At 37.1% G+C, this 25,397-nt stretch carries 22 protein-coding genes; 12 read left to right on the top strand and 10 right to left on the bottom strand.

What is annotated here, in order from left to right; all coding sequences use genetic code 11:
* Positions 1–7 precede the first annotated feature (7 nt).
* A complete protein-coding gene (locus JM81_RS03795) occupies positions 8–1,030 on the top strand; it encodes a WD40/YVTN/BNR-like repeat-containing protein (RefSeq protein WP_144800741.1) in 1,023 nt (340 codons plus the stop codon).
* A 1-nt stretch (position 1,031) separates the two neighbouring features.
* Here the strand turns inward: JM81_RS03795 and JM81_RS03790 are convergent, their stop codons facing one another.
* The 7 genes from JM81_RS03790 to JM81_RS03760 form a co-directional block, all read right to left on the bottom strand.
* A complete protein-coding gene (locus JM81_RS03790; RefSeq protein WP_089260099.1) occupies positions 1,032–1,469 on the bottom strand; it encodes a hypothetical protein in 438 nt (145 codons plus the stop codon).
* Entirely contained in the window at positions 1,462–1,968 is a 507-nt protein-coding gene (locus JM81_RS03785) for a hypothetical protein (protein WP_144800740.1), read from the bottom strand. Before JM81_RS03785 ends, JM81_RS03790 begins: the two co-directional genes overlap by 8 nt.
* Positions 1,969–2,001: 33 nt before the next feature.
* Positions 2,002–2,568 (bottom strand): RNA polymerase sigma factor, encoded by a 567-nt coding sequence (locus tag JM81_RS03780; protein ID WP_186435521.1) that lies wholly within the window; start codon positions 2,566–2,568, stop codon positions 2,002–2,004.
* Positions 2,569–2,642: 74 nt separating this feature from the next.
* Positions 2,643–4,472: an ABC transporter ATP-binding protein gene (locus JM81_RS03775; RefSeq protein WP_144800739.1), complete on the bottom strand. Its 1,830-nt coding sequence runs from the start codon at positions 4,470–4,472 to the stop codon at positions 2,643–2,645.
* Positions 4,472–6,181, bottom strand: a complete 1,710-nt coding sequence (locus tag JM81_RS03770; RefSeq protein ID WP_144800738.1) for a phospho-sugar mutase — start codon at positions 6,179–6,181, stop codon at positions 4,472–4,474. Before JM81_RS03770 ends, JM81_RS03775 begins: the two co-directional genes overlap by 1 nt.
* A 38-nt stretch (positions 6,182–6,219) precedes the next feature.
* Positions 6,220–7,182 carry a glycosyltransferase family 2 protein gene (locus tag JM81_RS03765; protein ID WP_089260103.1) on the bottom strand — a complete coding sequence of 321 codons (963 nt, stop codon included), beginning with the start codon at positions 7,180–7,182 and terminating at the stop codon, positions 6,220–6,222.
* Positions 7,183–7,229: 47 nt separating this feature from the next.
* Positions 7,230–7,751: a DUF4199 domain-containing protein gene (locus tag JM81_RS03760; RefSeq protein WP_089260104.1), complete on the bottom strand. Its 522-nt coding sequence runs from the start codon at positions 7,749–7,751 to the stop codon at positions 7,230–7,232.
* A 180-nt stretch (positions 7,752–7,931) separates the two neighbouring features.
* On the opposite strand from JM81_RS03760, the gene JM81_RS03755 reads away from it, so the two are divergent.
* The 3 genes from JM81_RS03755 to mtaB all read left to right on the top strand — a co-directional run bounded on the left by JM81_RS03755 (position 7,932) and on the right by mtaB (position 10,950).
* The gene (locus JM81_RS03755; protein ID WP_089260591.1) at positions 7,932–8,201 is read left to right on the top strand and encodes a type B 50S ribosomal protein L31; all 270 of its coding nucleotides are present in this window, start codon (positions 7,932–7,934) and stop codon (positions 8,199–8,201) included.
* A 160-nt stretch (positions 8,202–8,361) separates the two neighbouring features.
* On the top strand, positions 8,362–9,537 hold the full coding sequence (locus tag JM81_RS03750; RefSeq protein ID WP_144800737.1) for a GlmU family protein: 1,176 nt from the start codon (positions 8,362–8,364) through the stop codon (positions 9,535–9,537).
* Positions 9,538–9,621: 84 nt separating this feature from the next.
* Complete coding sequence (gene mtaB / locus JM81_RS03745) at positions 9,622–10,950, top strand: tRNA (N(6)-L-threonylcarbamoyladenosine(37)-C(2))-methylthiotransferase MtaB (protein WP_144800736.1); 1,329 nt, start codon at positions 9,622–9,624, stop codon at positions 10,948–10,950.
* Between the two features lie 37 nt (positions 10,951–10,987).
* On the opposite strand, the gene JM81_RS03740 is transcribed toward mtaB, so the two are convergent.
* On the bottom strand, positions 10,988–11,284 hold the full coding sequence (locus JM81_RS03740; RefSeq protein ID WP_089260107.1) for a GNAT family N-acetyltransferase: 297 nt from the start codon (positions 11,282–11,284) through the stop codon (positions 10,988–10,990).
* A 178-nt stretch (positions 11,285–11,462) separates the two neighbouring features.
* On the opposite strand from JM81_RS03740, the gene JM81_RS03735 reads away from it, so the two are divergent.
* Positions 11,463–12,125, top strand: a complete 663-nt coding sequence (locus JM81_RS03735; RefSeq protein WP_144800735.1) for a YqiA/YcfP family alpha/beta fold hydrolase — start codon at positions 11,463–11,465, stop codon at positions 12,123–12,125.
* A gap of 64 nt (positions 12,126–12,189) precedes the next feature.
* Positions 12,190–13,146: a lytic transglycosylase domain-containing protein gene (locus tag JM81_RS03730; protein ID WP_144800734.1), complete on the top strand. Its 957-nt coding sequence runs from the start codon at positions 12,190–12,192 to the stop codon at positions 13,144–13,146.
* A 6-nt stretch (positions 13,147–13,152) separates the two neighbouring features.
* On the opposite strand, the gene JM81_RS03725 is transcribed toward JM81_RS03730, so the two are convergent.
* Positions 13,153–13,668 carry a DUF2892 domain-containing protein gene (locus tag JM81_RS03725; RefSeq protein ID WP_144800733.1) on the bottom strand — a complete coding sequence of 172 codons (516 nt, stop codon included), beginning with the start codon at positions 13,666–13,668 and terminating at the stop codon, positions 13,153–13,155.
* A gap of 255 nt (positions 13,669–13,923) precedes the next feature.
* Here JM81_RS03725 and rpmH point away from each other — a divergent pair, with 255 nt between their 5' ends.
* From rpmH to JM81_RS03705, 4 genes are all read left to right on the top strand, one after another.
* Positions 13,924–14,091, top strand: a complete 168-nt coding sequence (rpmH, locus tag JM81_RS03720; RefSeq protein WP_027067351.1) for a 50S ribosomal protein L34 — start codon at positions 13,924–13,926, stop codon at positions 14,089–14,091.
* An 89-nt stretch (positions 14,092–14,180) separates the two neighbouring features.
* Positions 14,181–17,033 carry a carbamoyl-phosphate synthase large subunit gene (carB, locus tag JM81_RS03715; protein WP_089260110.1) on the top strand — a complete coding sequence of 951 codons (2,853 nt, stop codon included), beginning with the start codon at positions 14,181–14,183 and terminating at the stop codon, positions 17,031–17,033.
* A 219-nt stretch (positions 17,034–17,252) separates the two neighbouring features.
* On the top strand, positions 17,253–18,548 hold the full coding sequence (locus tag JM81_RS03710) for a hypothetical protein (RefSeq protein ID WP_261374950.1): 1,296 nt from the start codon (positions 17,253–17,255) through the stop codon (positions 18,546–18,548).
* Positions 18,549–18,600: 52 nt separating this feature from the next.
* Positions 18,601–19,818: a Pycsar system effector family protein gene (locus tag JM81_RS03705; protein ID WP_144800732.1), complete on the top strand. Its 1,218-nt coding sequence runs from the start codon at positions 18,601–18,603 to the stop codon at positions 19,816–19,818.
* Between the two features lie 37 nt (positions 19,819–19,855).
* Here the strand turns inward: JM81_RS03705 and JM81_RS03700 are convergent, their stop codons facing one another.
* Positions 19,856–20,206 carry a GIY-YIG nuclease family protein gene (locus JM81_RS03700; RefSeq protein ID WP_144800731.1) on the bottom strand — a complete coding sequence of 117 codons (351 nt, stop codon included), beginning with the start codon at positions 20,204–20,206 and terminating at the stop codon, positions 19,856–19,858.
* A gap of 389 nt (positions 20,207–20,595) precedes the next feature.
* Between JM81_RS03700 and JM81_RS03695 the strand changes: the two genes are divergently transcribed.
* Together JM81_RS03695 and JM81_RS03690 are read left to right on the top strand one after the other, a co-directional pair.
* Positions 20,596–23,664: a SusC/RagA family TonB-linked outer membrane protein gene (locus JM81_RS03695; protein WP_144800730.1), complete on the top strand. Its 3,069-nt coding sequence runs from the start codon at positions 20,596–20,598 to the stop codon at positions 23,662–23,664.
* A gap of 17 nt (positions 23,665–23,681) precedes the next feature.
* Entirely contained in the window at positions 23,682–25,343 is a 1,662-nt protein-coding gene (locus tag JM81_RS03690; protein WP_144800729.1) for a RagB/SusD family nutrient uptake outer membrane protein, read from the top strand.
* Positions 25,344–25,397: the final 54 nt, after the last annotated feature.

The following is a 25,397-nucleotide window of genomic DNA, read 5'->3' as shown; positions in this document are numbered from 1 at the left end:
TAATATCATGCGCTATGTACTTCTATTGATTGTTTTACTGGTTTCCTGTACCGAAAGTAAACAACCGGTGACATTTACATCTACGACAATTGAAACCCTTTATACCGATTCTATAAGTGTAAGAGCTATTGAGCTTATGGGTAATAGTTTGGCTTTTGCGGCCAATAACGGTGTTTTTGGCACTATTGAATTAGGTACTGGAAAAGTAAGGGCCAATACGATTTCTTCACCAGAAGGAAATCCGCATTTTAGGGCTGTGGCACATACATCAAATGATTTTTTTATGTTGTCCATAGAATCACCGGCTCTATTGTATAAAACGGGTGGTAATGGACAGATGCAAGTGGTGTACAAAGAGGAGGGAGAAGGTGTTTTTTATGATGCCATGACATTTTTAAATGATTTGGACGGTATAGCACTTGGTGATAGCGTAGGGGGGTGCTTAAGTATTATCACAACCGCCGATGGAGGAAATACTTGGTCCAAGATACCCTGTAGCCTGCTACCGGAAGGTATTGTGGGTGAAGGCGCTTTTGCTGCCAGTAACAGCAATATCAAAACTATAGGGGATAATATTTGGCTGGCCACCACCTCGGGTAGAATCTTGTTCTCTCCGGATAAAGGTAAATCATGGCAAGCGTTCAGTACGCCCATCCGCAATACCCAACCTACGGAAGGAATTTATTCCATAGATTTTTACGATGCCAATACGGGAATTGCCATTGGGGGTGATTATACTGAACCAGATGATGCCAATGCCAATAAGGCCATTACGGTAGATGGAGGAAAAACTTGGAATCTATTGGCCAATAACATGGAACCAGGATATAAAAGTTGTGTACAATTTGTGCCGGGAACCAATGGTTACGGAATAGTTGCGGTTGGCTTCACCGGTATCTCCTATTCATCTGACAGGGGTAACAGTTGGAGAGAACTTTCAAAAGAGTCATTTTACACCCTTAGGTTTCAAAATGATAGCATAGCTTACGCCGCAGGCAAGAACCGCATTGCCAAAATTAAATTTCAATAGGCTATTTACCACCTTTGTTATGGCGATATTGTTTGATCAGATCACGTTTAAAATCCTCTTCTGCCTTTAGTAAAAGCAATGCTTTCTTAGCGGAAGTAACTTTACTGACTTCCAAAAGTAAGGCCTTGTCCAGTTCCTCTTCATCTTCTTCAATGGAAATTTTTAACGCCAGTAATTTTTTGGCATCCTTTTCCGTAAGATCATCACTGTTCTTTAATTTGCTCCTAATTTCATTATGGTCTTTACGACCTAAAGCATGTCTTTTCTCCTCATATTCATTGTATATAGGCCAAAATTCTTGTGCTTCCCTACTGTCCAAGGATAATTTTTCTGTAATGTAGGCTACTTTTAAGGATTTTATTTTTTCCCAATCTTTTTTATTTTGACTAAAAGAGAAAGCGGTAAAAAGCATAAATAGTATTACAATATATTTATTCATTTTCCTGTAAATTAAGTTCTTCAAAATCATTTATATTATCACTTAAATAGTCCAATATGTTTTCATTATCAATAGGTTGGCTCAACATGTTGGAATATTCTGTGTCTGTAAAAGGCAGCACTTCTGCTATTTCATAAGAGGTTAGGTCAAACTCCGTATTTTCAAAATAGGCCTCAATATCGGTATTGGCCAAATCGCTAAAATTGACATCTTCTACATTGTTCCATTGATATCCGAAAAAAACAAGGGCAATAGCCGCTACGGATGCTGCAATAGCTATTACTTTCTTGATTGGGAACAATGGTATTACTTTGGTTTCCTCAGATAGCTTTTCAGTAAGCTTTTCATTGAAGTTTTCAAAATAATTATCGGGAACCTTAAAAGCATTGTCCTTTGGTATAGCTACATGATCATCTGATAATTTAGCCATAAGTTTATCCTGAAAACTATCAAAATAGCCTTCTGGAGTTTTAAACGGATGTTTGTTTTTATTGTTCATGATACTTATTTGACTATCAAATACATAAATAGTTTAATCCTCTTTTAAAAATTGTTCTACTTTTTTTACCGCAAGGTGGTAAGAGGCCTTTAGTCCCCCTACGGATGTCTCAAGAATTTCCGATATCTGTTCATATTTTAATTCTTGAAAATATTTCATATTGAACACCAATTTTTGCTTTTCGGGCAAGGTTGCAATTGCTTTCTGCAACTTTAACTGTATTTCGTCACCTTCAAAATAAACATCACTTTGTAAATTGGCAACCAGCTTCTCTTGGTAATCCACGTCGTTCAAACCTTGAATTTTTGCCCTTTGTTTAATAAAACTTAAAGCTTCATTGGTGGCAATTCTGTACATCCATGAAAAAAGTTGACTGTCACCTTTAAAGCCATCAATATTCTTATAGATTTTGATGAACGTATTTTGTAACACATCATCAGCATCGTCATGATTTAGTACAATGCCCCTGATCTGCCAATAGAGTCGTTCTTTGTACGTACTTACCAATACCTCAAAGGCTTTTGCCTGGGTATTCTGGGTCTTGAGTTCCTGTACAAGTGTTTCCTCTGCTATCAATGGTTCTTGAGGTTTGTTCTTCATTAGGACTAAGAAATTATAAAAAGGTTTAACGGCAACGTTAATTTTCGCTACTACTAGTTCAATATAAGCGGCCTTTAGGATGCCAACGATTGCATCTGTACCAATTTTTTATAAGTGCCGTTCAACGCTAACAATTGGGTATGGGTACCTTGTTCCACAATTTCCCCTTTTTGCAGAACTACAATGTTGTCCGCGTTTTGAATGGTAGATAAACGGTGGGCTATTACTATGGAGGTTCTGTTCTTCATCATTTTCTCCAAGGCATCCTGAACCAAACGTTCGCTCTCAGTGTCCAGGGCAGATGTTGCTTCGTCTAAAATCATAATGGGCGGATTCTTTAAGACGGCCCTTGAAATGGACAGCCGTTGTTTTTGTCCTCCACTTAATTTATTGCCACTGTCCCCAATATTGGTGTCATAGCCTTTAGGTAGTTCCATGATAAAATCATGTGCATTGGCAATTTTGGCCGCAGCCATAATCTCTACTTCCGTAGCATTTTCCTTTCCTAGCGCTATGTTGTTTTTTACGGTATCATTGAACAGAATGGAGTCTTGGGTAACAAGTCCCATTAAACCTCTGAGCGATTTTTTACTCAGGTTTTTAATATTGTTGCCGTCAATACTTATTTCACCTTCGTTGACATCGTAAAATCTTGTAACAAGGTTGGCTATGGTACTTTTGCCGCTACCGGATTGCCCAACAAGGGCTACGGTAGTACCTTTTTTTACCGTCAGGTCAAAGTTTTTAAGAACGTATTCATCCTCATATTTGAACGAAATATGCTGAAGTTTTATGTCACTGTCAAATGACGTTAGTTCAATAGGATTTTTAATCTCTGCAATAGGGTTCTCTGTCTCTAAAATTTCTAAAACACGTTCAGCCGCCGCATTACCTTTTTTGACACTATAGGATGCTTTGCTTATAGATTTGGCAGGAGTAAGTATCTGATAGGACAGTGCCATATACGTAATAAAGAGCTCAGCTTCCAATGTTTTGTCTACAAGAACCATTTGACCTCCATACCAAAGAATTACGCCTATGGCGGCTATACCAAAAAACTCGCTCGTTGGGGATGCTAAGTTTTGTCTATTGAGCAGACTATTGGAAAAATTGAAAAACCTTTTTGTGGAAGATTGGAATTTTTTGGCAAATACAGATTCCGCATTAAATGCTTTAATAACTCGTAACCCACCTAGAGTTTCCTCTAAGATGGATAAAAAGAAACCTTGTTCATTTTGAACCTTGTCAGATTTTCGTTTTAAAGATTTTCCTATCAATGAAATTAGAAATCCGGAGAGCGGTAGAAATAGAAATACAAACAATGTTAGCTTAGGACTAATAGCCAACATGGCTGCAATTGTAAAAATTATTGTCAACGGTTCTCTTACAATTAATTCCAATATAGATAAAAACGAATGTTGAATCTCCAATACATCTGATGTAATACGGGCAATTGTATCGCCTTTTCTTTTTTCGGAATAATAGGATATGGGCAATTCTATTGTTTTATCATACAGTTCGTTTCGCAAATCTTTTAGAACGCCATTGCGCAGAAATGTAATGAAGTACATGGCTAAGTAATTAAAAAGATTCTTAAGAAGAAACATTGTAATAATCAACCCAACCATAAGCATGAGCACCTCTCCGGGATCACTTTGTTCGCTTTGTTCCGTAACAAAAAAGTTTAAAGTATCGGTTACATAATTTTTTAAATTAGAAATACCTGTCCATTCTGGTTTGGTATATATTTTCTCTGTTTGCTTAAAGAGCACGTTCAACATTGGAAATAAGGATATCATTGCCAATGTTGAAAACAGTGCATAAAAAATATTGGATATAATGTTCAGTAGCGCATATATCCTGTAAGGCTTCGCAAAGCGAAGGATCTTTTTAAAATAGTTCATTAACCTAAGTTAAGCTCAGAAAGAATATTTTTGATTTTCTGATCAAGTTCTGCCGATACTTTTTTGTAATCTTCAATCTTCTCCAATTTTGTATTCGTGCTGATGTAAAATTTAACCTTAGGTTCCGTACCGCTAGGCCTTGCGGCAATTCTGGTACCATGCTCGGTTTCGTATATTAATACGTTGGATTTTGGAATGTCAATGGCCTTTTCTTCACCGGTCAATACATTTTTTGCAATTGATGTGTTGTAATCTTCGATCCATTTAACCTTGGAGCCAGCAACTGATTCCACTGGGTTTTCTTTAAAATCCTTAAGCATCTGCTTAATTTCCTCGGCACCACTAATGCCTTTTTTGGTAATGGAAACTAGATGCTCTTTATAGAAGCCATAATCAACATAACATTGAATTAGGTCTTTATAGAAAGAACTGCCATTAGCTTTTGCCTGACTGGCTATTTCACATGCCAATAGGGTAGAGGTAACCGCATCTTTATCACGTACAAAATCACCTACCATATATCCAAAGCTTTCTTCGCCTCCGCCAATAAAATCAGATTCAGGGAAGTCTTTGATCATCTTACCGATCCATTTAAAACCAGTAAGTGATGTTTTGAACTCTACTCCGTAAGCTTTAGCCATAGCCTCCATCATTGGCGTAGATACAATTGTTGTGGCAATAAATTCATTTCCTTTAAAGCCTTTTTCCTTTCTCTTTTCAAGAAGGAATTTTGTCATTAAAACCATAGCTTGGTTTCCGTTAACAATTTCCATTTCACCTTCAAGATTACGCACGGCAATACCTAAACGGTCACTATCTGGATCAGTACCTACAACCATGTCCGCACCAATTTCTTCAGCTTTTTTTACGGCCATGGAAAGTGCTTCTGACTCCTCTGGGTTAGGGGATTTCACCGTGGGAAAATTACCATCTGGTTTTGCTTGTTCTTCTATAATGGTAACGTTATCATACCCACCTTGTTTTAATACTTCCGGTATTGCGGTTATAGAGGTTCCGTGCAATGAGGTAAACACAATTTTAAAATCATCTTTGCCATCTGCATTGAAACTACCGGCCTGAACCGATTGTTGAATAAAGGCATCATCAACTTCTTTGTCAATAACTTGTATTAGCGCATCGTTGGCAGTGAATTTGATATCTTCAAAACCAAGGGCGTTGATTTCCGCTATAATTTCTCCGTCCTGTGGTGGTACAATTTGTCCGCCATCCGTCCAGTAAACCTTATATCCATTATATTCTGGTGGGTTGTGGGATGCCGTTAAAACTATACCGGCATGGCAGTCTAAATACCTTACGGCAAATGAAAGTTCTGGGGTGGTCCGTAATTCTGAAAATAGAAAAACCTTGATACCATTGGCAGAAAACACTTCTGCGACGGTTCTTGCCAGAGTATCGCTATTATTACGGCAATCAAAAGCTATTACGACCTTGATTTCCTCACCTGTATAGACTTTATTCAGGTAATTACTAAGTCCTTGCGTACTTTTGCCCAAGGTGTATTTATTTATTCTATTGGTTCCTACGCCCATTACGCCCCTCATGCCACCTGTACCAAACTCCATATTTTTATAAAAACGGTCGTTCAGTTCCTCTTGATCATTGGCGATCAGGTGTTCAATTTCTTTTTTGACTGCAGGATCAAAAAAATCGGTCAGCCATGTTTTGGCCGTGTCAAGGATGTTATCCATATGGTTGTTGTTTATATGCTATTAAGTTAATGAGAATTTTAGTTATCAGAAAGCGACGTGTTAATTTCTTCGGATACAATATATCTGTTTTCCCCCTTTTTGGACCTGATCAATATTTCACCAAGAAACCCTGCCAAGAACAGCTGAGTACCAATAATCATGGCAACCAATGAAATATAGAATTGAGGTCGATCCGTAATCAATCTTCCAAACGGATTTATGAATAATTTATCGATACCTAAATAAATGGCAAAAGAAAAGCCAATAAAGAACATAAGTACACCAAGGGCACCGAACAAATGCATGGGCCGTTTTCCAAATCTTGATACGAACCAAATGGTCAATAAATCTAAAAAACCGTTTATAAATCTTTCCATACCAAATTTAGTGCTGCCGTATTTGCGGGCTTGGTGTTGAACTACTTTTTCTCCAATCTTTGAGAAACCCGCATTTTTTGCCAATACGGGGATATACCTGTGCATTTCTCCAGAAACTTCAATGTTTTTGACCACATCCTTGGCATAGGCCTTTAAACCGCAGTTAAAATCATGAAGACGAACTCCAGATGTTCTTCTGGCGGCCCAATTGAATAATTTAGATGGGGTGTTTTTGAAGATTATAGAATCATAACGTTTCTTTTTCCAACCGGATACAAGCTCATAACCTTGTTCGGTTATCATTTGGTATAACTGGGGTATTTCTTCTGGATTATCCTGTAGGTCTGCATCCATGGTGATAATTACATCACCTGTAACCGCCTTGAAACCGGCGTGCAAGGCTTGTGATTTGCCAAAGTTTCTTTGAAAATGTATTCCTTTTACAAATGGGTTTTTCTGTGAAAGTTGGTTGATGACATTCCAGGAACCGTCCGTGCTGCCATCGTCCACAAAAAGTATTTCATACGAAAAATGATTGGATTGCATTACGGATACAATCCAATCATGAAGTTCCTTAAGTGATTCTTCTTCGTTAAGTAATGGAATTACAATAGATAATTGCATGTGCTACTTCTGGTATTGCCCCCAAAAATACTACAATTACTTAGGTATTAATAAGCCGCTTCTTCTTTTTTTAGAATAAGACCGGTGATTAGGCCAATGATCAGGCCAATTACAACATTAATTATAAGACCTATAGGATACATGACCCATGCAAACCCTTTTTGCATCTCTATACCTTGATCAATTTGTTCTTCGGTAAGGCTAGGGTTGTCTGCCATAGCTTTTACTTTACCTATTTCGTATACTTTATCTAAATAGTCAGGTTCTATGACATTGGATAGTAAAAAGAAATACAATAATCCTACAATTGCTGCAATTAGAGCTACACCTGCACCAACTTTTAAAGCTTCAGAAATTGATAAAAGTCCGTTGCCCGTCTTTTTAAATTGTATGATTGCCATAACAATACCTGCGGCAAGAATTAAGGTCTGTGTAATTTGTACGGCCGCTCCTTGCTCATAATGCATGTCCATGATATAGAGCATGATGCCGAATATAACTCCGATAATTCCAGTAACAAGCCCATAATTCAAGGCAAACTTGCCAGTTTTTGGTTGGTTTTCTTCCATGATTTTTATTTTTAAAGGTTGATTTCTATATAGGTATGGTAATGTATGACAATGTTACATAAGTCTGCAATTTATTTTTTTATATTTTTTGATGTTTCTAATTGGTATTTTGGAGTTTTTCACTAAATTTGCAGCCTTAAAATGAGTGCCCGTCGGAATGGGTGCAATAAAGTTTTTAAAATGAAAAAAGATATACACCCAGAAAATTACAGGATAGTGGCCTTTAAGGACATGTCCAATGATGAAGTATTTTTAACTAAATCAACAGCTGAAACAAAAGAGACTTTAGAGGTTGAAGGTGTTGAATATCCTTTGGTTAAATTGGAAATTTCAAGAACATCACATCCGTTTTACACTGGTAAGGCTAAATTTTTGGATACCGCAGGTCGTATCGATAAATTTAAGAACAAGTACAAGAAATTTGCTAAGGAAGAAAAGAAGGAAGAGTAGAAATTGGTGTACAATTAATTTTTCTTATATACTAGAATATAGCGCCCTCGAATTTGTTCGAGGGCGTTTCTTTTTGCATTCAACTTGGTTTTAGGAACACTGAACCATAAAATATAGTACCTCTGCGGATATTTATTAATTTTGTTAAAAATCATCTTGTATGAATTATATTCTCTTTGATGGTCCACGTAGGGATCATTTATTGCCGTTTACCTTTACACGTCCGGTTGCTGAAATTAGGGTTGGTATTATGACGATGCGTGAACGCTGGGCGGCTTACTTAAAAGTTGGGGTTACGTCCTTGACCGAAGATTATTTAAGGGCTAAGTTTCCATTGCACATAGAGAGCGAGAATGTGTTTATTGATGCATCCATCTTACCATCAAATACATTGTTAAAGGCAATTGGTTCTTTAAAAATGGGTCAAGTACTCATGAAAGATGAAATGGTGGTGGCCTATTGCAGTGCAAGTGTTAAGGATAATGCACAACTTTCTGTTTTTGAGCAAATTGTTTTTGATCAGACTCTAGAGCAGATAAACAATACATGGGATATTTTTGAGAAAAATACCACTATTTTACAGTCAGATTTTGATTTTTTGACAAAAGGCAGAACAAGTTGCCCTATACCCAAGACCAATCAGGTAATACATCCTGAGCGGGTGTTTTTGGAAGAAGGGGCAAAAGTGGAATATAGTATATTAAATGCCACTGACGGACCAATATATTTAGGTAGGAATTCAGAAATATGGGAAGGTAGTCTTATTAGGGGAGGTTTGGCATTGTGTGACCACGCTATCATTAAAATGGGAGGCAAGCTTTATGGGGCGACTACCATTGGTCCCTATAGTAAAGTTTGTGGTGAAGTAAGCAATTCGGTAATTTTTGGCTACTCCAGTAAAGGGCATGAAGGGTATTTAGGTAATGCGGTATTGGGAGAATGGTGTAATATAGGTGCGGATTCCAATAACTCTAACCTGAAGAACAATTATGCAAAAGTGCGTTTATGGAATTATGCTACGGAAAGTTTTGAGCAGACCGGTCTGCAATTTTGCGGGCTAATGATGGGGGACCATAGTAAAACGGCCATCAACACCATGTTCAATACAGGTACGGTTATTGGGGTAAACAGTAATATCTACGTCCCGGGATTTCCTAGAAATTTTGTCCCTAGCTTTAGTTGGGGAGGCGCTTCTGGATTTTCTGCCTATCAGCCAGAAAAGGCGTTTGATGTAGCTAAGGTAATGATGGCAAGAAGGGGTGTGGAATTCAACGAAATAGAGGCGGATATTTTAAGGCATGTGTTCGAGATTACCAAAAAATGGAGAAAATATTAAGCAGCGTGTATTTTATGAGGTACTTTGGTTCTTGGTGGCTCCAATAAACTTTAAGTATTTTTGCACCTTGCAAGAAATAGTAGGATGAAAAAAAAGGTAGCTTTTTATACATTAGGATGTAAATTGAATTTTTCGGAAACATCTACCATTGCCCGAAATTTTACCGATGAAGGATTTGAGCGTGTAGATTTTACCGAAAGGGCAGATATGTACGTAATCAATACCTGTTCGGTTACGGACAATGCGGATAAAAAATTCAAGACCATTGTTAAGCAGGCACAAAAAAATAATGAAGATGCCTTTATTGCTGCGGTTGGGTGCTATGCCCAGTTAAAACCAGAAGAATTGGCAGATGTAGATGGGGTAGATTTAGTACTTGGTGCCACGGAAAAGTTCAAGATTACGGATTACATTAATGATTTGACCAAGAATGACCATGGTGAAATTCATTCGTGTGAAATTGAGGACGCTGATTTTTATGTAGGTAGTTATGCCATTGGTGACCGTACAAGAGCCTTTTTAAAGGTGCAGGATGGTTGCGATTATAAGTGTACCTATTGTACTATACCACTTGCACGTGGTATTTCCAGAAGTGACACTTTGCAAAATGTATTGCAGAATGCCAAAGATATCTCTGCACAGGGAATTAAGGAAATTGTCTTGACAGGGGTAAATATAGGTGATTATGGTAAAGGTGAATTTGGGAACAAAAGACATGAACATACCTTTCTAGACCTGGTTCAGGCGTTGGACAACGTATCGGGCATCCATAGGTTGCGCATTTCATCTATAGAGCCTAACCTACTTAAGGATGAAACCATAGATTTTGTTGCCCAGAGCAATACCTTTGTACCTCATTTTCATATTCCTTTGCAAAGTGGTAGCGATAGGTTATTAAAATTGATGAAGCGCAGGTATATGACCAAACTGTATACTGAGCGTATTGAACGTATAAAGACTATCATGCCAAATTGTTGTATTGGTGTAGATGTCATTGTTGGTTTTCCAGGTGAGACAGAAGAACATTTTTTGGAGACCTATCACTATCTAAATAATTTGGATATTTCTTATTTACATGTGTTTACTTATTCTGAAAGGGACAATACTCCCGCTGCAAATATGGAAGGTGTTGTTCCAAAAAAGGTAAGGAGTAAGCGAAGCAAAATGTTACGTGGGCTTTCCGTAAAAAAGAGAAGGGCGTTTTATGAAAGCCAATTAGGAAACGAGCTGACGGTTTTGTTTGAAGGGGAAAATAAAGAAGGGTATATCCATGGCTTTACGGAAAACTACGTTAAGGTAAAGTCACCTTGGGACCCGGACTTGGTAAATACCTTGCATGAGGTAAGATTGACCGAAATAGCCAATGATGGTTTAGTGAGGTTTGAATTTATAAAACAAAGTGTAGAAGTATAAAAAAAAGCCTTTCCAACGGAAAGGCTTTTTACATGTCTTAAATTCGAATACCGATAGGAAGCATTTCTTTATACTGTAATCGATTTTTTCTTAAAAATCCTGCAATGTGCGGGCTCGTAGGTACCACTCTTAGATTTTTTTCCTGTATGGTGCTAAGAACGGCTTTGATGAAATTTTCCCTAAAACCTTCTTCGGTAATTTCTTCAGGAACAACTAATTTGGTAAGAAATACTTTGCGTTCTTGAGAAGAATATTCTATTCTGGCAAGATGACCGTTTACGGTCGTTTCAAATTGGCGCAAAAAAGAATTGTCCTTAATGATAACATCGTTCATATAGATTATTTTTGTGTTGGTACTAGACAAAAAAATTACGACGTTCTCCTATCGTAATTTATTGTTGTTGAAATGCTGTACGTAATTTTTCCTATATCGTTATAGGTGATTTTCACACTCTGTACCAAAAGTAGTTAAAAAATCCCTAATTTCCTATCTTTTACATGGTTTGATGCGTATGAACGATAATTTAATACATGTTTATTGTATGCCCGGTATGGCTGCTAGTTCAGCTATATTTGAATATATAAAATTGCCCAACACGCATTTTAAGATGCATTTTTTAGAATGGGATATACCTCCGCATAACTGTACGTTTACAAGCTATGCAGAACAGATGTGCCAAAAGATAGAACATGGGAACAGTGTATTGCTCGGGGTTTCTTTGGGAGGGCTATTGGTGCAGGAAATGTCGAAATTTATAGAGGTAAAAAAAATAATTATAATATCAAGCATTAAGTTGACCCAAGAAATGCCCAATAAGATGAATTTTGCCCGTTATACTGGCGTTCATAAAATTTTACCTACCAGGTTAGTGAATAATGTTGAATTTCTGGCCAAATATGCCTTTGGTGAACCAGTGGTCAAAAGATTGGACTTGTATAAGCGTTATATGTCCATTAGAGATACAGACTATATAGATTGGTGTATTGACAAAATGGTTCATTGGAAACAAAATGAGTTGCCCAACAATCTAGTACACATTCACGGAGAAAAGGATACGGTGTTTCCCATAACCAAGATAAAGGATTGTATTACGGTTCCCAACGGTACGCATACAATGATCATACATCGCGCAAAATGGTTTAATGAGAACTTGCCTGCAATTATTTTGGAATAAGAAAGTTCTATATATACCTTTGGTAGAAACCTATTAGAGGTTGAAAAATTTTAAATTGTCATATATGAAAGTCATAAAGAATATATTGATGCTTTTGGGCGTCGTTTTTGTAGCGGGAACTTTAATTTTTGCCGTACAATCTACTAATGTAAATAATTTAAACGCTACAGTGGTTGCCAATGATAGTGTACAAATTAATGTAGCATCTGAGTACAGAATCTCGTCTATAGATATTCCGGAGGACTTAAATTTTGCCGGCGAGGTGGTACCACAGCAAGATCCAGAAATTATGGAGCGTGTGGATAGGGAATTTTTGGTCAATACCTATTGGCAGTCCAATGCCTTATTGTTAATGAAAAGGGCGAACAAATATTTTCCGATCATAGAACCAATATTGGCTAAAAATGGTATTCCAGATGATTTTAAATATTTGGCAGTTGCGGAAAGTGGTCTTACCAATGTGGTTTCACCCGCAGGCGCAACAGGATTTTGGCAAATAATGAGAGATACTGGTAGGGAATACGGTCTTGAGGTTAACGCTAACGTAGATGAACGCTATCATTTGGAAAAGTCCACGGAAGTTGCCTGTAAATATTTAAAGAAATGGAAAGAGAGGTATGGTAGTTGGGCATTGACAGCGGCAGCATATAATGCAGGCCCTGGGGCCGTGAACAAATATTTAAAGATTCAACAGGTAGATACGTATTGGGATCTTTTGTTGGGTAGCGAAACCGGTAGGTATGTATTTAGGATTATGGCCATTAAGGAAATACTTTCCAATCCTGAGAAATATGGATTTCATATCGATAAGGATGATATGTATACCGCAGTACCGACCTTTACGGTAGAGGTAGATACACCTGTAAGTGATTTTGCCGACTTTGCACAGGAATACGAAATCAATTACAAAATTTTAAAGCGCCACAATCCTTGGTTAAGGGAACCTCATTTAAATAATGCCTCCGGTAAAAAATATACTATAGAAATTCCTAATAAAGGATACTATGTAATGGGTAAGTAGAAATAATTAGATTTTTTTCATTTGCTGTTGCATCATCTTAATCTGATCGGTCAACATATTGTTTTTATCCAATTTTTTAGCTTCGTTCAGTAACGTAGTCGCCTCTCTTTTACGTCTTTTTTGCATGGCTATACCGGCAAGGCTTAGTTTGGCCATGGCTACATCATAATCCATGGTCAGGCCAAGTTTTAGGGCTTTCTTAAAATATTTTTCCGCTTGGGTAAGATTGGTCTGTGAGAATATAATGCCATGTAGGTAATTAAAATATCCTTGTTGTTTTACGGTCAATGCCGCTTCTGGGTTTTTTATTTTATCGAGCCATTTCTTTGTTCCTTCCAAATCTTGTTTTCTCATGCGCATAAATGCCAAAAGAATGATTTCATTTCTGAAATAAAGGAAGATAAAAATAGTGGATAACAATAGAAGGCTTATACCGTTACCTATATATCCTTCTATAAATTGATAAATGGCAAATGCAATGATGAGTCCGGCTATGACTAATTTTAAATTTTTATTGAACATGTTTTAGGTTTGTTTTTATCTAATTGGTTGTTGACCTATACTATGGTATGTACATGTAAGTCCAATAAAATATAGGCAACGGCACTACAAAAGTTTAATTCTGGCAAAATTAGTCAAAAGCATTGTTTTCAGCCGTACGGAATTATAAAAATATTTTTTTCATAAGCACTTGCCAAAGAAAAAACTCTTTGTATATTTGCGCCCAGTTTCACAGAGGATTCTGTAAAATATCAAATAATAGTAAAGGTTTAAGAGATGCCCGGACAAAAAAGAACATATCAGCCGTCAAAGAGAAAGAGAAAGAACAAACATGGTTTTCGTGAGCGTATGGCTTCCGTAAACGGTAGAAAGGTTCTTGCTAGACGAAGAGCAAAAGGAAGAAAGAAATTGACTGTTTCCTCTGAAACAAGACATAAAAAATAATGATTGTATAGTTTTTAAAATATCTAGGTGTTACTTTTCTGAAAGTAACACCTTTTTTTTGACCAATTCCCAAAATATATATTTCAAAAATGCCGAAAAGAAAAGATTTAAACTCAATTTTATTAATAGGATCAGGCCCAATTGTAATAGGGCAAGCATGTGAATTTGATTATGCCGGTAGTCAATCTTTGCGTTCATTACGTGAAGATGGTATAGAGACTATCTTAATTAATAGTAACCCGGCAACCATTATGACGGATCCCTCTATGGCGGATCATGTATACTTAAAACCGTTGACCACAAAATCTATTGTTGAAATTTTAAAGGCCCATCCACAAATTGATGCGGTTTTGCCCACCATGGGAGGTCAAACAGCATTGAACCTTTGTATAGAGGCCGATAAAAAGGGTATTTGGGAAGATTTTGGAGTAGAGTTGATCGGTGTGGATATCGACGCAATCAATATAACCGAAGATAGGGAGCAGTTTAGGGAACTTATGTTGAAAATAGGTGTAGGCATGGCACCACAGGCAACTGCAACCTCATTCTTGCAAGGAAAGGAAATTGCCCAGGAATTTGGATTTCCATTGGTAATTAGGGCTTCATATACACTTGGCGGTGCGGGAGCTTCCATTGTTTATAAGGCAGAGGATTTTGACGAACAGTTGAGTTATGGTCTGGAGATTTCACCTATTCATGAGGTAATGATCGATAAGGCCTTGATGGGATGGAAAGAATATGAGCTGGAACTATTAAGGGATAAGAACGATAACGTCGTAATTATCTGTGCTATAGAAAATATGGACCCAATGGGTATTCATACCGGAGATTCCATAACCGTGGCGCCGGCAATGACCCTATCCGATAAAACATACCAAAAAATGCGTGATATGGCCATTCATATGATGCGCAGTATTGGAGATTTTGAAGGAGGATGTAATGTGCAGTTTGCCGTTAGTCCAGATGAGAAAGAAGATATTATAGCAATTGAGATTAACCCACGTGTATCAAGGTCATCGGCATTGGCATCCAAAGCTACTGGGTATCCTATAGCAAAGGTTGCAACTAAATTGGCAATAGGTTATACGCTTGATGAATTGGATAATCAGATTACAAAGTCTACATCGGCATTGTTTGAGCCAACCTTGGATTATGTCATCGTAAAAATACCTCGTTGGAATTTTGATAAGTTTGAAGGTTCGGACAGGACATTAGGGCTTCAGATGAAATCCGTAGGGGAAGTTATGGGTATTGGGCGTTCATTTCAAGAAGCCTTACATAAAGCAACTCAATCCCTGGAAATAAAACGAAATGGATTGGGAGCGGATGGTAAAGGCTATAAAAATTATGAGCAAATCATCAGTAAATTGACCATTCCAAGTTGGGACCGTGTTTTCGTGATCTATGACGCCATTCAAATAGGAATTCCGTTGAGTAGGATTCATGAAATCACCAAAATAGATATGTGGTTCCTAAAGCAATATGAGGAGCTTCATTTCTTGGAAAAGGAAATATCCAAATACACCATTGCAACTTTATCTAAGGATTTGTTGTTAGAGGCCAAGCAAAAAGGCTTTGCCGATAGACAAATTGCCCATATGTTGGATTGTTATGAAAGCGAAGTTTATAACAAACGTACCGAACTGAACATCAACAGGGTGTATAAATTGGTAGATACCTGTGCCGCAGAATTTAAGGCAATGACACCGTATTACTATTCTACTTTTGAAGCAGAAATTGAAACTGCTGAAGGAGCCCGGTATGTGGAGAATGATAGTATAGTTACCGATAAAAAGAAAATTGTAGTTCTAGGTTCGGGACCTAACCGTATTGGTCAGGGTATAGAATTCGATTACTGTTGTGTACATGGTGTTTTGGCCGCGGCAGAATGTGGTTATGAGACTATAATGATCAATTGTAATCCAGAAACGGTTTCTACCGATTTTGATACTGCGGACAAGCTATATTTTGAGCCTGTATTCTGGGAACATATTTATGATATTATCCGTCATGAAAAACCAGAAGGTGTAATTGTTCAGTTAGGTGGTCAAACCGCATTGAAATTGGCGGAGAAATTATCCAAATACGGTATTAAGATCATAGGTACTAGTTTTGAATCGCTAGATTTGGCAGAGGATAGGGGAAGCTTCTCAGAGCTGTTAAAAGAAAATGATATTCCTTTTCCAAAATTTGGGGTAGCAGAAACGGCAGATGAAGCATTGACCCTTTCAGAAGAATTGGATTTTCCATTATTGGTAAGACCCTCTTACGTATTGGGTGGTCAGGGAATGAAGATTGTAATCAACAAAGAAGAATTGGAAGAGCATGTTGTGGACCTTCTTCGAAAAATACCAAATAATAAATTATTGCTTGACCATTATCTAGACGGTGCAATAGAAGCAGAGGCAGATGCCATTTGTGATGGGGAAGATGTTTACATTATTGGTATAATGGAGCATATTGAGCCTTGCGGTATACATTCTGGGGATTCCAATGCTACATTGCCACCTTTTAACTTAGGGGAATTGGTAATGCAGCAGATAAAGGATCATACCAAGAAAATTGCATTGGCATTGAATACAGTAGGTCTAATCAATATACAATTTGCTATCAAGGATGAGGTAGTCTACATTATTGAAGCCAATCCAAGAGCATCACGTACGGTGCCGTTTATAGCAAAAGCGTATAAGGAACCTTATGTAAATTACGCTACCAAGGTAATGTTGGGTGAAAAAAAGGTCAAGGATTTCACATTTAATCCGCAATTGGAAGGTTTTGCTATTAAACAACCGGTATTCTCCTTCAATAAATTCCCTAATGTCAATAAGAATTTGGGGCCTGAAATGAAGAGTACAGGTGAAAGTATATTATTTATAGATAGTCTTAAGGACGATGAGTTTTACAATCTTTACGCAAGGCGTAAAATGTATTTAAGTAAATAATAAACCTAAATCAGGAAATTTGGGGTAAACATGGCCAAGGCCGTTGTTTACCCCTTTTTTTATACCGGATTTTTAGTGTAACAATGACTTTCAGCAATACCCTTTACAACCTACATTATCCTTTTAAAATTATTGTTTAAGGTTAAAATAAAAATTTATAGCAAACTAAGTTCGTTCAAAAAATAGGTAATCTTACAGTATAGGAATCTAACTGTAGAAATGGGCAAAAAAGTTCTTTTAGCTGTAATTATTGTGATAGCACTTTTTGTGGGTTTCACGTATTGGTCGCTTTCCAGTACTTCTAAAACCTTTGACACTTGTGAAATTGTTGGTCGTGAAGAAATGAAACAAATCAATTTCAGGGAATTTGATTCTGTTTTGGTTGCGGCCAGCACACTTTATGAAGGCAATACTATAAAGAACATAATGCAAGGAGAGCAATATAGAAAAGCGTGGTCAACTCCAGTAAAAGTACCTATCGTCTTTTTGGATACCTTACTTGACGGGGTACATATTTTAGAAGAGGGTGGGGGTCACCAGACACATTCCTTAAAGTTGAAAACAGCAGATGGTACATTGCTTACCCTTAGAAGTGTTAGTAAAGATCCCTCGCCATTAATTCCTAAAGTGGCAGAATCACTTGGATTGGAAAATATAGTGGTGGATGGTATTTCTGCACAACATCCTTATGCAGCCCTGGTGGTCGCCAAATTAGCTGATGCGGCAAAAATATTAAATACCAGACCACAGTTGGTCTTTGTTCCGGAACAGGAGTTTTTGGGCAATTATAACGAGAAATTCGGTAACCGTTTATTTCTATTGGAATATGAGACAGAAGGAAACGCACAGTGGCTAGGAATAAATGCGGTAAGGACATTGCTTGATACTGAGGACCTACAAGAACTTAAATTTGAGAAAAATAAAAATGTAATTGTTGATCATAGGGCCTTGGTAAGGGCCAGGTTGTTCGATCTGCTTATTGGTGATTGGGACCGCCATTCTAAACAGTGGGGGTGGGCAATCAAGGATAGTTCAGAGATGAAGGTAGCAATTCCCATGCCCTGTGATCGAGATAATGCGTTCTTTAATCTTGAGGGCGTACTCCCCACATTAATTTCCAATAATACATTTCTGCCGGAGGTTCAATCATTTGAAAGTGATATCGATTTTTTAGAAGGTTTGGTTTCTCCCTTTGATATTTATTTTATGAAAGATTTCGATGAAAATATTTTTAAGGTGGAAGCTAGGGAACTGCAAGTATTATTATCAGATGAGGAAATTACCAAGGCATTTGCGGTATGGCCTAAAGAAATTCGTGAATTGGATGCCGATAATTTGATTGGTAAAATAAAGCAAAGAAGGAATGATTTGGTAACCTATGCCAAGGAATTTCATGATGTTGTAGCTTCCGCAGAACCAGTAACCGAACCATTAAATGGCTCAGAGGATTTAAAGTTGAATGACACCCAATTGACCTGTTTCAGTTGTTCGGGGAACTATAACAATGAAAGATAATAAATCAAAACATTAAAAGGCATAATCAAGAAATAAGGTAAATACCACAAGTATGAATTCTACCCATGTAAAAAAAGCGGCCAAATATGTAAAAATTTTGTTAGCGGAACAATTGAATAAAAATTTTCTTTTTCATAGTCAAGGGTATACCAATAAGTTGGTGAAAAAAGCGGAATTGATTTTAGAGGAGGATAACACCCAAATAGATCAAAATCTTGTATTGGTCGCAATTTGGTTTTTAAATGCAGGATACGCTAAAGATTATGATGGGCACATTACAGAAAGTGTACAATTGGCCGTAGATTTTTTAAGGCAAGAAGAAGTTGCGGAAGAAGAAATAGATCAAGTTGTTAAGCTTATTGAAAAAGCTTGGTCCAATGAACATCCTACAACTAATGAGGAAGCATTGGTTAAGGACATCAATACCTTTTTTTATGCTTCTAATGATTTTGAGGAACTTTTACAATTACTGCGTTTAGAACTTCAAAATTTTGAGAAAAAAGTTCCCGATCTGCATACATGGCGAATGGAATATGTAGAAAAACTTAGGGTTCAGCATACGTTCTATACGGATTATGCAAAGGAAAATTGGCAGGAAAAAAAGGAAGATAATATGCTTTCCTTAATTTCTTCCATCCAAAAAGCGGAAAAGAATTATAAAAAAGAGACGCTAAAGGCTAAATTGAAAGATGAAAGTCCTCAACGTGCTATACAATCCCTTTACCGTATTGAATTAAGAAACCATATTAAATTAAGTGATATAGCAGATACAAAAGCAAATATTTTACTATCGGTCAATGCTATTATTATTTCATTGTTATTGGCCAATCTTTTGCCCAAGTTGGATGCGCCCTCCAATTCATATTTAATTTACCCAACAGTAATCTTTATATTGTTTAGTATTGCTTCTATGATTATGTCCGTTTTAGCAACCAGACCCAAAGTGGATAACGCTAATCTTATGGAAGATGATATAAAGAAAAAGGATACCAATTTTTTATTTTTTGGCAACTTTCATTCAATGGATCTTTCAGATTTTAAATTAAAAATAAGGAACATAATAAAAAATAAAGAGTCAATATATGACTCCTTGACCATGGATCTTTACTATTTAGGAAAAGTACTTCAGCACAAGTATAGATTGCTACGTTGGACCTATACCATATTTTTGGTTGGTGTTATATTATCCGTAATTGCTTTCGGTTTCGCTTTAAAATATTTTGGTATGGAGGATGAACTATTAGATGCCGTTACTCCGGCAGTAAAATAGATTATGAAAAACGTGTAATGCTTTACAGGACAACCTATTAATTGAACCAGACCGCATATTTTTTTCTGCGCAATTCCAATGCCAATTGTTTTTCTATCTTTAACGCCTCGACTTTAGTTGGTATTAATGGAATATGATTGTATAGGCTTCCCCTAAGATATAGCCCATATTTTCTTACGATGGATGATGAAATATTAATTCCTTTTTTACTTAATGTGCCGTTTTTATGTTGTTCAAAACGTTCTTTGGGTGTTTTGCTGGTCATACCTACATATAAACATTCCAGGACACCATTAAATTGAGGGTTGGCCTCCCTAAACTTTTTGTTTTCAGTATATATTTTCTTGGATAGTTCAATAACATAAATGGAATATTGTGCTTTTGCCATACCTAATGGAGTGAATATCATTATAACAATTCTATATACAAGTTAGGGTTTATAAAGCAAAAGAAAATCAACCTTTTTGCATTATATAGGCAATTATCTTTTTTAAAATCGCAATAGTAGGGTGTAAAATTTACTAATCTTAATAAATCCATGTCAATATTGCTTTGTTTTGCTAAAATTTATACTATAAAATTGAAGAAAATGCATGTATTTCTTTAAAAAATACATCGTTTGTAAATAAAATGTTATTTTTTTACAATTTATAAATAGCTAATAATCAAGTAATTGATTGTTTTGTAAACTTTATATCCATGTTTCGGAATGATTTGTCCATATTAATTTCCTTAAGCTAAAATATATTCGGTCCGTAACTACTAAACAATCAACTTATGAACGGACTTAAAAAATTAATATGGGTCATTTGTCTGGGCCTGGGCTCTACATTATGGGCCCAAGATCAACTCTCTGGGGTTGTGAATGATGAAACCGGTACTCCTATACCCGGTGTAAACATTATGGTAAAAGGAACCTCTAACGGAACGGTAACTGACTTTGATGGAAATTATCAAATAAGGGTTTCTAAAGGAGAAACGTTGGTATTCAGTTATCTAGGCTTTAAGGGTCAAGAAATAGTCTACCAGAATCAAACTACAATAGATGTAATTCTTATGGAGGATACGGCAAAGCTAGATGAAGTCGTAGTTATTGGTTATGGGTCCGTTAAGAAAACAGATTTAACGGGCGCTGTAGCATCTATTGGAGCAGAGGAATTAACGGAACAGCGCAGAACGGATTTAGGTCAGGCGGTTCGTGGAACGGTGGCCGGTGTAGATGTAAGGCGTTTAAATTCCAAGCCAGGTTCACCGTTATCCATTAGGGTAAGGGGTAATACGGTAATTACCAATAGTAACCAGGCAAATGCGGATGGGCAGAGTGATGATGTTACGGCAGATTTATCCAGACCTTTATACGTGGTAGATGGGATATTCTTGGATAACATCAATATTTTAAATCCTGCGGATATTCAACAAATGGATATTCTAAAAGATGCTTCGGCCACTGCCATTTATGGATCAAGGGGAGCTAACGGTGTTGTTATAATTACCACCAAGAACGGTATTGAAGGTAAAACACAATTTTCATATGACGCCTCTTTTGGGGTAAGTTCCGCGAGTAATTTGGTGGATATCATGTCCGGAGATGAATATATTGAATTTATAGATGATAATTTAAGGGCACAGCAATGGAAGGCAGAATGGTTGAATAGTTCAACACCAGATCCTACCCCTGCAGATTTTGATAATTATACGATTAATAGAAGCCAATCATTCTTTGATAATGGGGAAACGGACAATATCGCCAATAGAAATTATTTTGATTGGATAGACTATATTACCAGGACAGCGGTTCAGTCAAGCCATACAGTTTCTATGTCCGGAGGGCAAAATGGTTTGGTATACAGCAGTTCTATAGGTTACTTAAAAGATGAGGGTGTCGTAGGTAATGACCAGGCATATGAGCGCTATACCGCCTCAACTTCCTTGTCCAAAAAGATGAATCGTTTTACCATTGGTCTAAGGGCATATCTCTCCTATTCAGAACAAGAAAAAGGAAGTAGGGAACTATTTAGAAGCGCCTATAGATTGCCGGTTACCGCAGATCCTTTTGATGATAATGGTGAATTGATATTATATCCTGATAATGAGGACCAACGATTCGTTAATCCGTATTACGAGGTAAACGGGGCATGGAAAAACAATCAAAGGATTTTAAATGTAATCTCTAATTTCTATGTTCAATATGAGCCTAGCGATTGGTTAAAGTTAAAAACTACGTTCTCCCCTAATTTATCATCTACCAGAAATGGTGAGCATAGGGGGTTACTTACTAAATCTGCAAGAAACGATCCCTCCAGGACCAGGGCTTATTATGGGGTAGATTTAAGGAACTCGTATACATGGGATAATACGGCCGATTTTAATTTTGATATTACGGACAAGCAGAAACTAGGTGCAACATTAATCACTTCTGTATATTACAACCAATTGGAAGGAAATAATATAGAAACCAGGAATGTTCCGGATTTTCACGGTTTTTATAATACAAGCGCCGGTACGGATGTTAGGCAATATAGTTCGTATTATGAAAAGGAAACCACGGCTTCTGTGGCAGGACGTATAAACTACAATGTCAATGATAAGTATTTGTTCACTTTTACAGGTAGATATGATGGAGCTTCTAAACTTGCCGAAGGTAACAAATGGAACTTCTTTCCATCCGCTGCTTTTGCATGGCGTGCCAGTGAAGAGCAATTTTTACAGAATGCAGATTGGTTGACCAACTTAAAATTCAGGATTAGTTATGGTAAATCCGGAAACTACAATACGGTATCGCCTTATAGATCGTTCGCTTTCTTGAACAATAGCAATTATCTATTTGGTGATGATCTAACGAACGGAAATATTGTAAACGGTCTTTCAAATCCGGAATTGACATGGGAAGTTTCAGACGAGGTAAACTTAGGTGTAGACTTTGGTATGCTGAACAACAGGGTTAATTTTTCTTTGGAATTATATGACAAGACCACGGAAGGTGCCATATTTTCAAGAAACTTGTTGAATGTTACCGGATTTAGCAGTGCGGTAGGGAATTTTGGTTCTATGAACAATAGAGGTATAGAATTTACCTTGAATACCAAGAATATACAGACAGAGGATTTTAGCTGGAATACCAGTTTAAATTTTGCCAAGAACAAAAATGAGATTTTGAAGCTGGAAGGAGATTTGGACTTACAAGTATTTGGTAGGCATAGTGCCTTAATAGTGGGCCAGCCATCAGATGCTATATATTCTTATGAAAAAGATGGTATTTGGCAAATAGACGAAGCAGCTGAGGCCGCAGTATATAATGCAGTACCAGGGGAACATAAGTATGTTGACCAGAATAATGATGGTATACTAGATGCCGCCAATGATAAGGTCGTAATTGGGACTACGGCACCTGATTGGACTGGGGGTATGACCAATAATTTTAAATACAAGAATTTGGATATGTCAGTGATGATGTATACAAGACAAGGTGTTTTTGGCCATTCGGAATTTCATCAACATCATGATACCAATGGCGAAACGAGGTTTAGTAAGATAGATGCTGCCTATTGGACACCTGATTCACCAAATGCAGATAACCCGTTACCGGGAATAGGCCCAACACAAGGCGAATACTTTTTTGAGGATATGTCTTTTGTGAAAATAGGAAATATTGGTCTAGGCTATAGTTTTCCTGCAACCTTGTTGGATAAGTTTCATATGACCAGCGCAAGGTTGTCCATAGATGTTCAAAATCCTTTTACGTTCACGGATTTTCAAGGACCCGATCCAGAAACAGGTTTACAGAATTCATATGATATGAGTTTTCAGACCAGGACTACCTTAATTGGTTTAAAAGTAGCATTCTAAAAATAAAATTTAAGAAAATGAATAGATATAAAAAAAATGTAGGGCGGTTGCTTATGCTTGCAGCTCTAGCTGTTACTGCCTATTCTTGTAATAAATATATTGAAGAGGAAAATTTCTCTAATTTAACAGGGGAGGATTTTATAACGGAAGACAATGCAGATAGGCTGGTTGTTGGTGTATATAACTCATTACGGGCCGTATACAAAGGATATGATATCCATATGCTCGGTACGGATATATTTACCACCCAGGGCAATGTAAATACAGATTTACACCCTTTAAACGTATATGTAAACATTAATAGTAGTACAGGGGAGTTTGCCAATGAGTGGCGAGATAATTATAATGTTATCAGTAAAGCCAATATTGCAATAAACCGATATACCAATGAAATAGAATGGACACCTTCTAATATTCCTGCAAGGGACAATGGTATTGCACAAGCTAGAACAATGCGTGCTATGGCTTATTTTAATCTGGTGCAACAGTTTGGTGGGGTAGTACTTACCTTAGAGGAAATCAATGAAATTAGTTCTGATTATGTCCGTGCTAGTGAGCAGGAAACATATGCACAAATAATTACCGATTTAGAGGAGTCCATTCCAAATTTGGAGGATGCGCCCGCAACCGGCAGACTTTCAAAGAGAGCGGCACAGCATCTATTGGCAAAGGTATATTTGACTAGGGCTTATACATCTTTTGGAGATAGTAATGATTTTAGTACGGCCGCAAGTTTGGCGGAAACCGCTATAGGTGGATATGATATCAGAACACAGAGTTATGCTGAAGTTTTTGATTATGACAATCAGGTAAACGATGAAATCTTGTTTTCCATTCAATATGGTTCCGGAGGAGATTTTCAGGATAGAAACAACACCAAGCATTCAATCATAAGATTTGCAGTAAATGAATTACCGGGTATGAGTAGACAAAACCCATACGGTATAAGAGGTGGTGATGTTATGCCTACAGAATTTTTCTATTCCCTTTTTGATGAAAACGATACTAGGGATGAGGCAACCTTTCATAGGGTGTTGTATACAGATACTGAGGATGCGGTAGGTACGGATAACATTGCGGTTGGTGATACCATCATCTATTTTCCAAAGCAGGCGATTTCAGAAGATGACCTATTGGATAAATTAAACAGATACTATGTGTATCAGCCAGATGAATATTACTTTAATGATTCGCCGGAAAATGTGGCCGGAGTTAATTATCAGTATACGGATAATACAATCTTTGCAAATTTCCCGATATTCAAAAAATTTGAAGATGTTGGTTTTGATGAGCTTGAAGGCGGTTACCGGGATACTTTTGTATTTAGGATTGCAGAAACGCATTTAATTGCAGCAGAAGCTTATTTGGGAGCGGGAAGTCCGGCACAGGCGCTTTCCCATATCAATATTGTAAGGGAAAGAGCAACAGGAGAAGCGGATTTTTATGCTACCGTAACAATTGATGATATTTTAAATGAAAGAGCCCTGGAACTAGCCGGTGAAGCCAGTAGGTGGAACGATTTGAAAAGAACTGGAAAATTGCAGGAGCGTATTAATCAATACAACCCGCATGTAGTGGACCATGGTTCATTTGATCCATCTGTTCATTTGTTAAGACCAATTCCGGCCACGGAAATTATTTTATCCAATAATAACATTGAGCAAAATCCTGGATATTAAAAGCATACATGAAAATTTGTTAGTTGAGTGAGCAGTTTTTTGTTAGTTAGGGCG

This window comes from Maribacter sp. MAR_2009_72, assembly GCF_007827235.1.
Lineage (GTDB): Bacteria > Bacteroidota > Bacteroidia > Flavobacteriales > Flavobacteriaceae > Maribacter > Maribacter sedimenticola.
The sequence above is the reverse complement of the archived record's forward strand: the minus strand, read 5'-3'. Positions and strand labels throughout refer to the sequence as shown.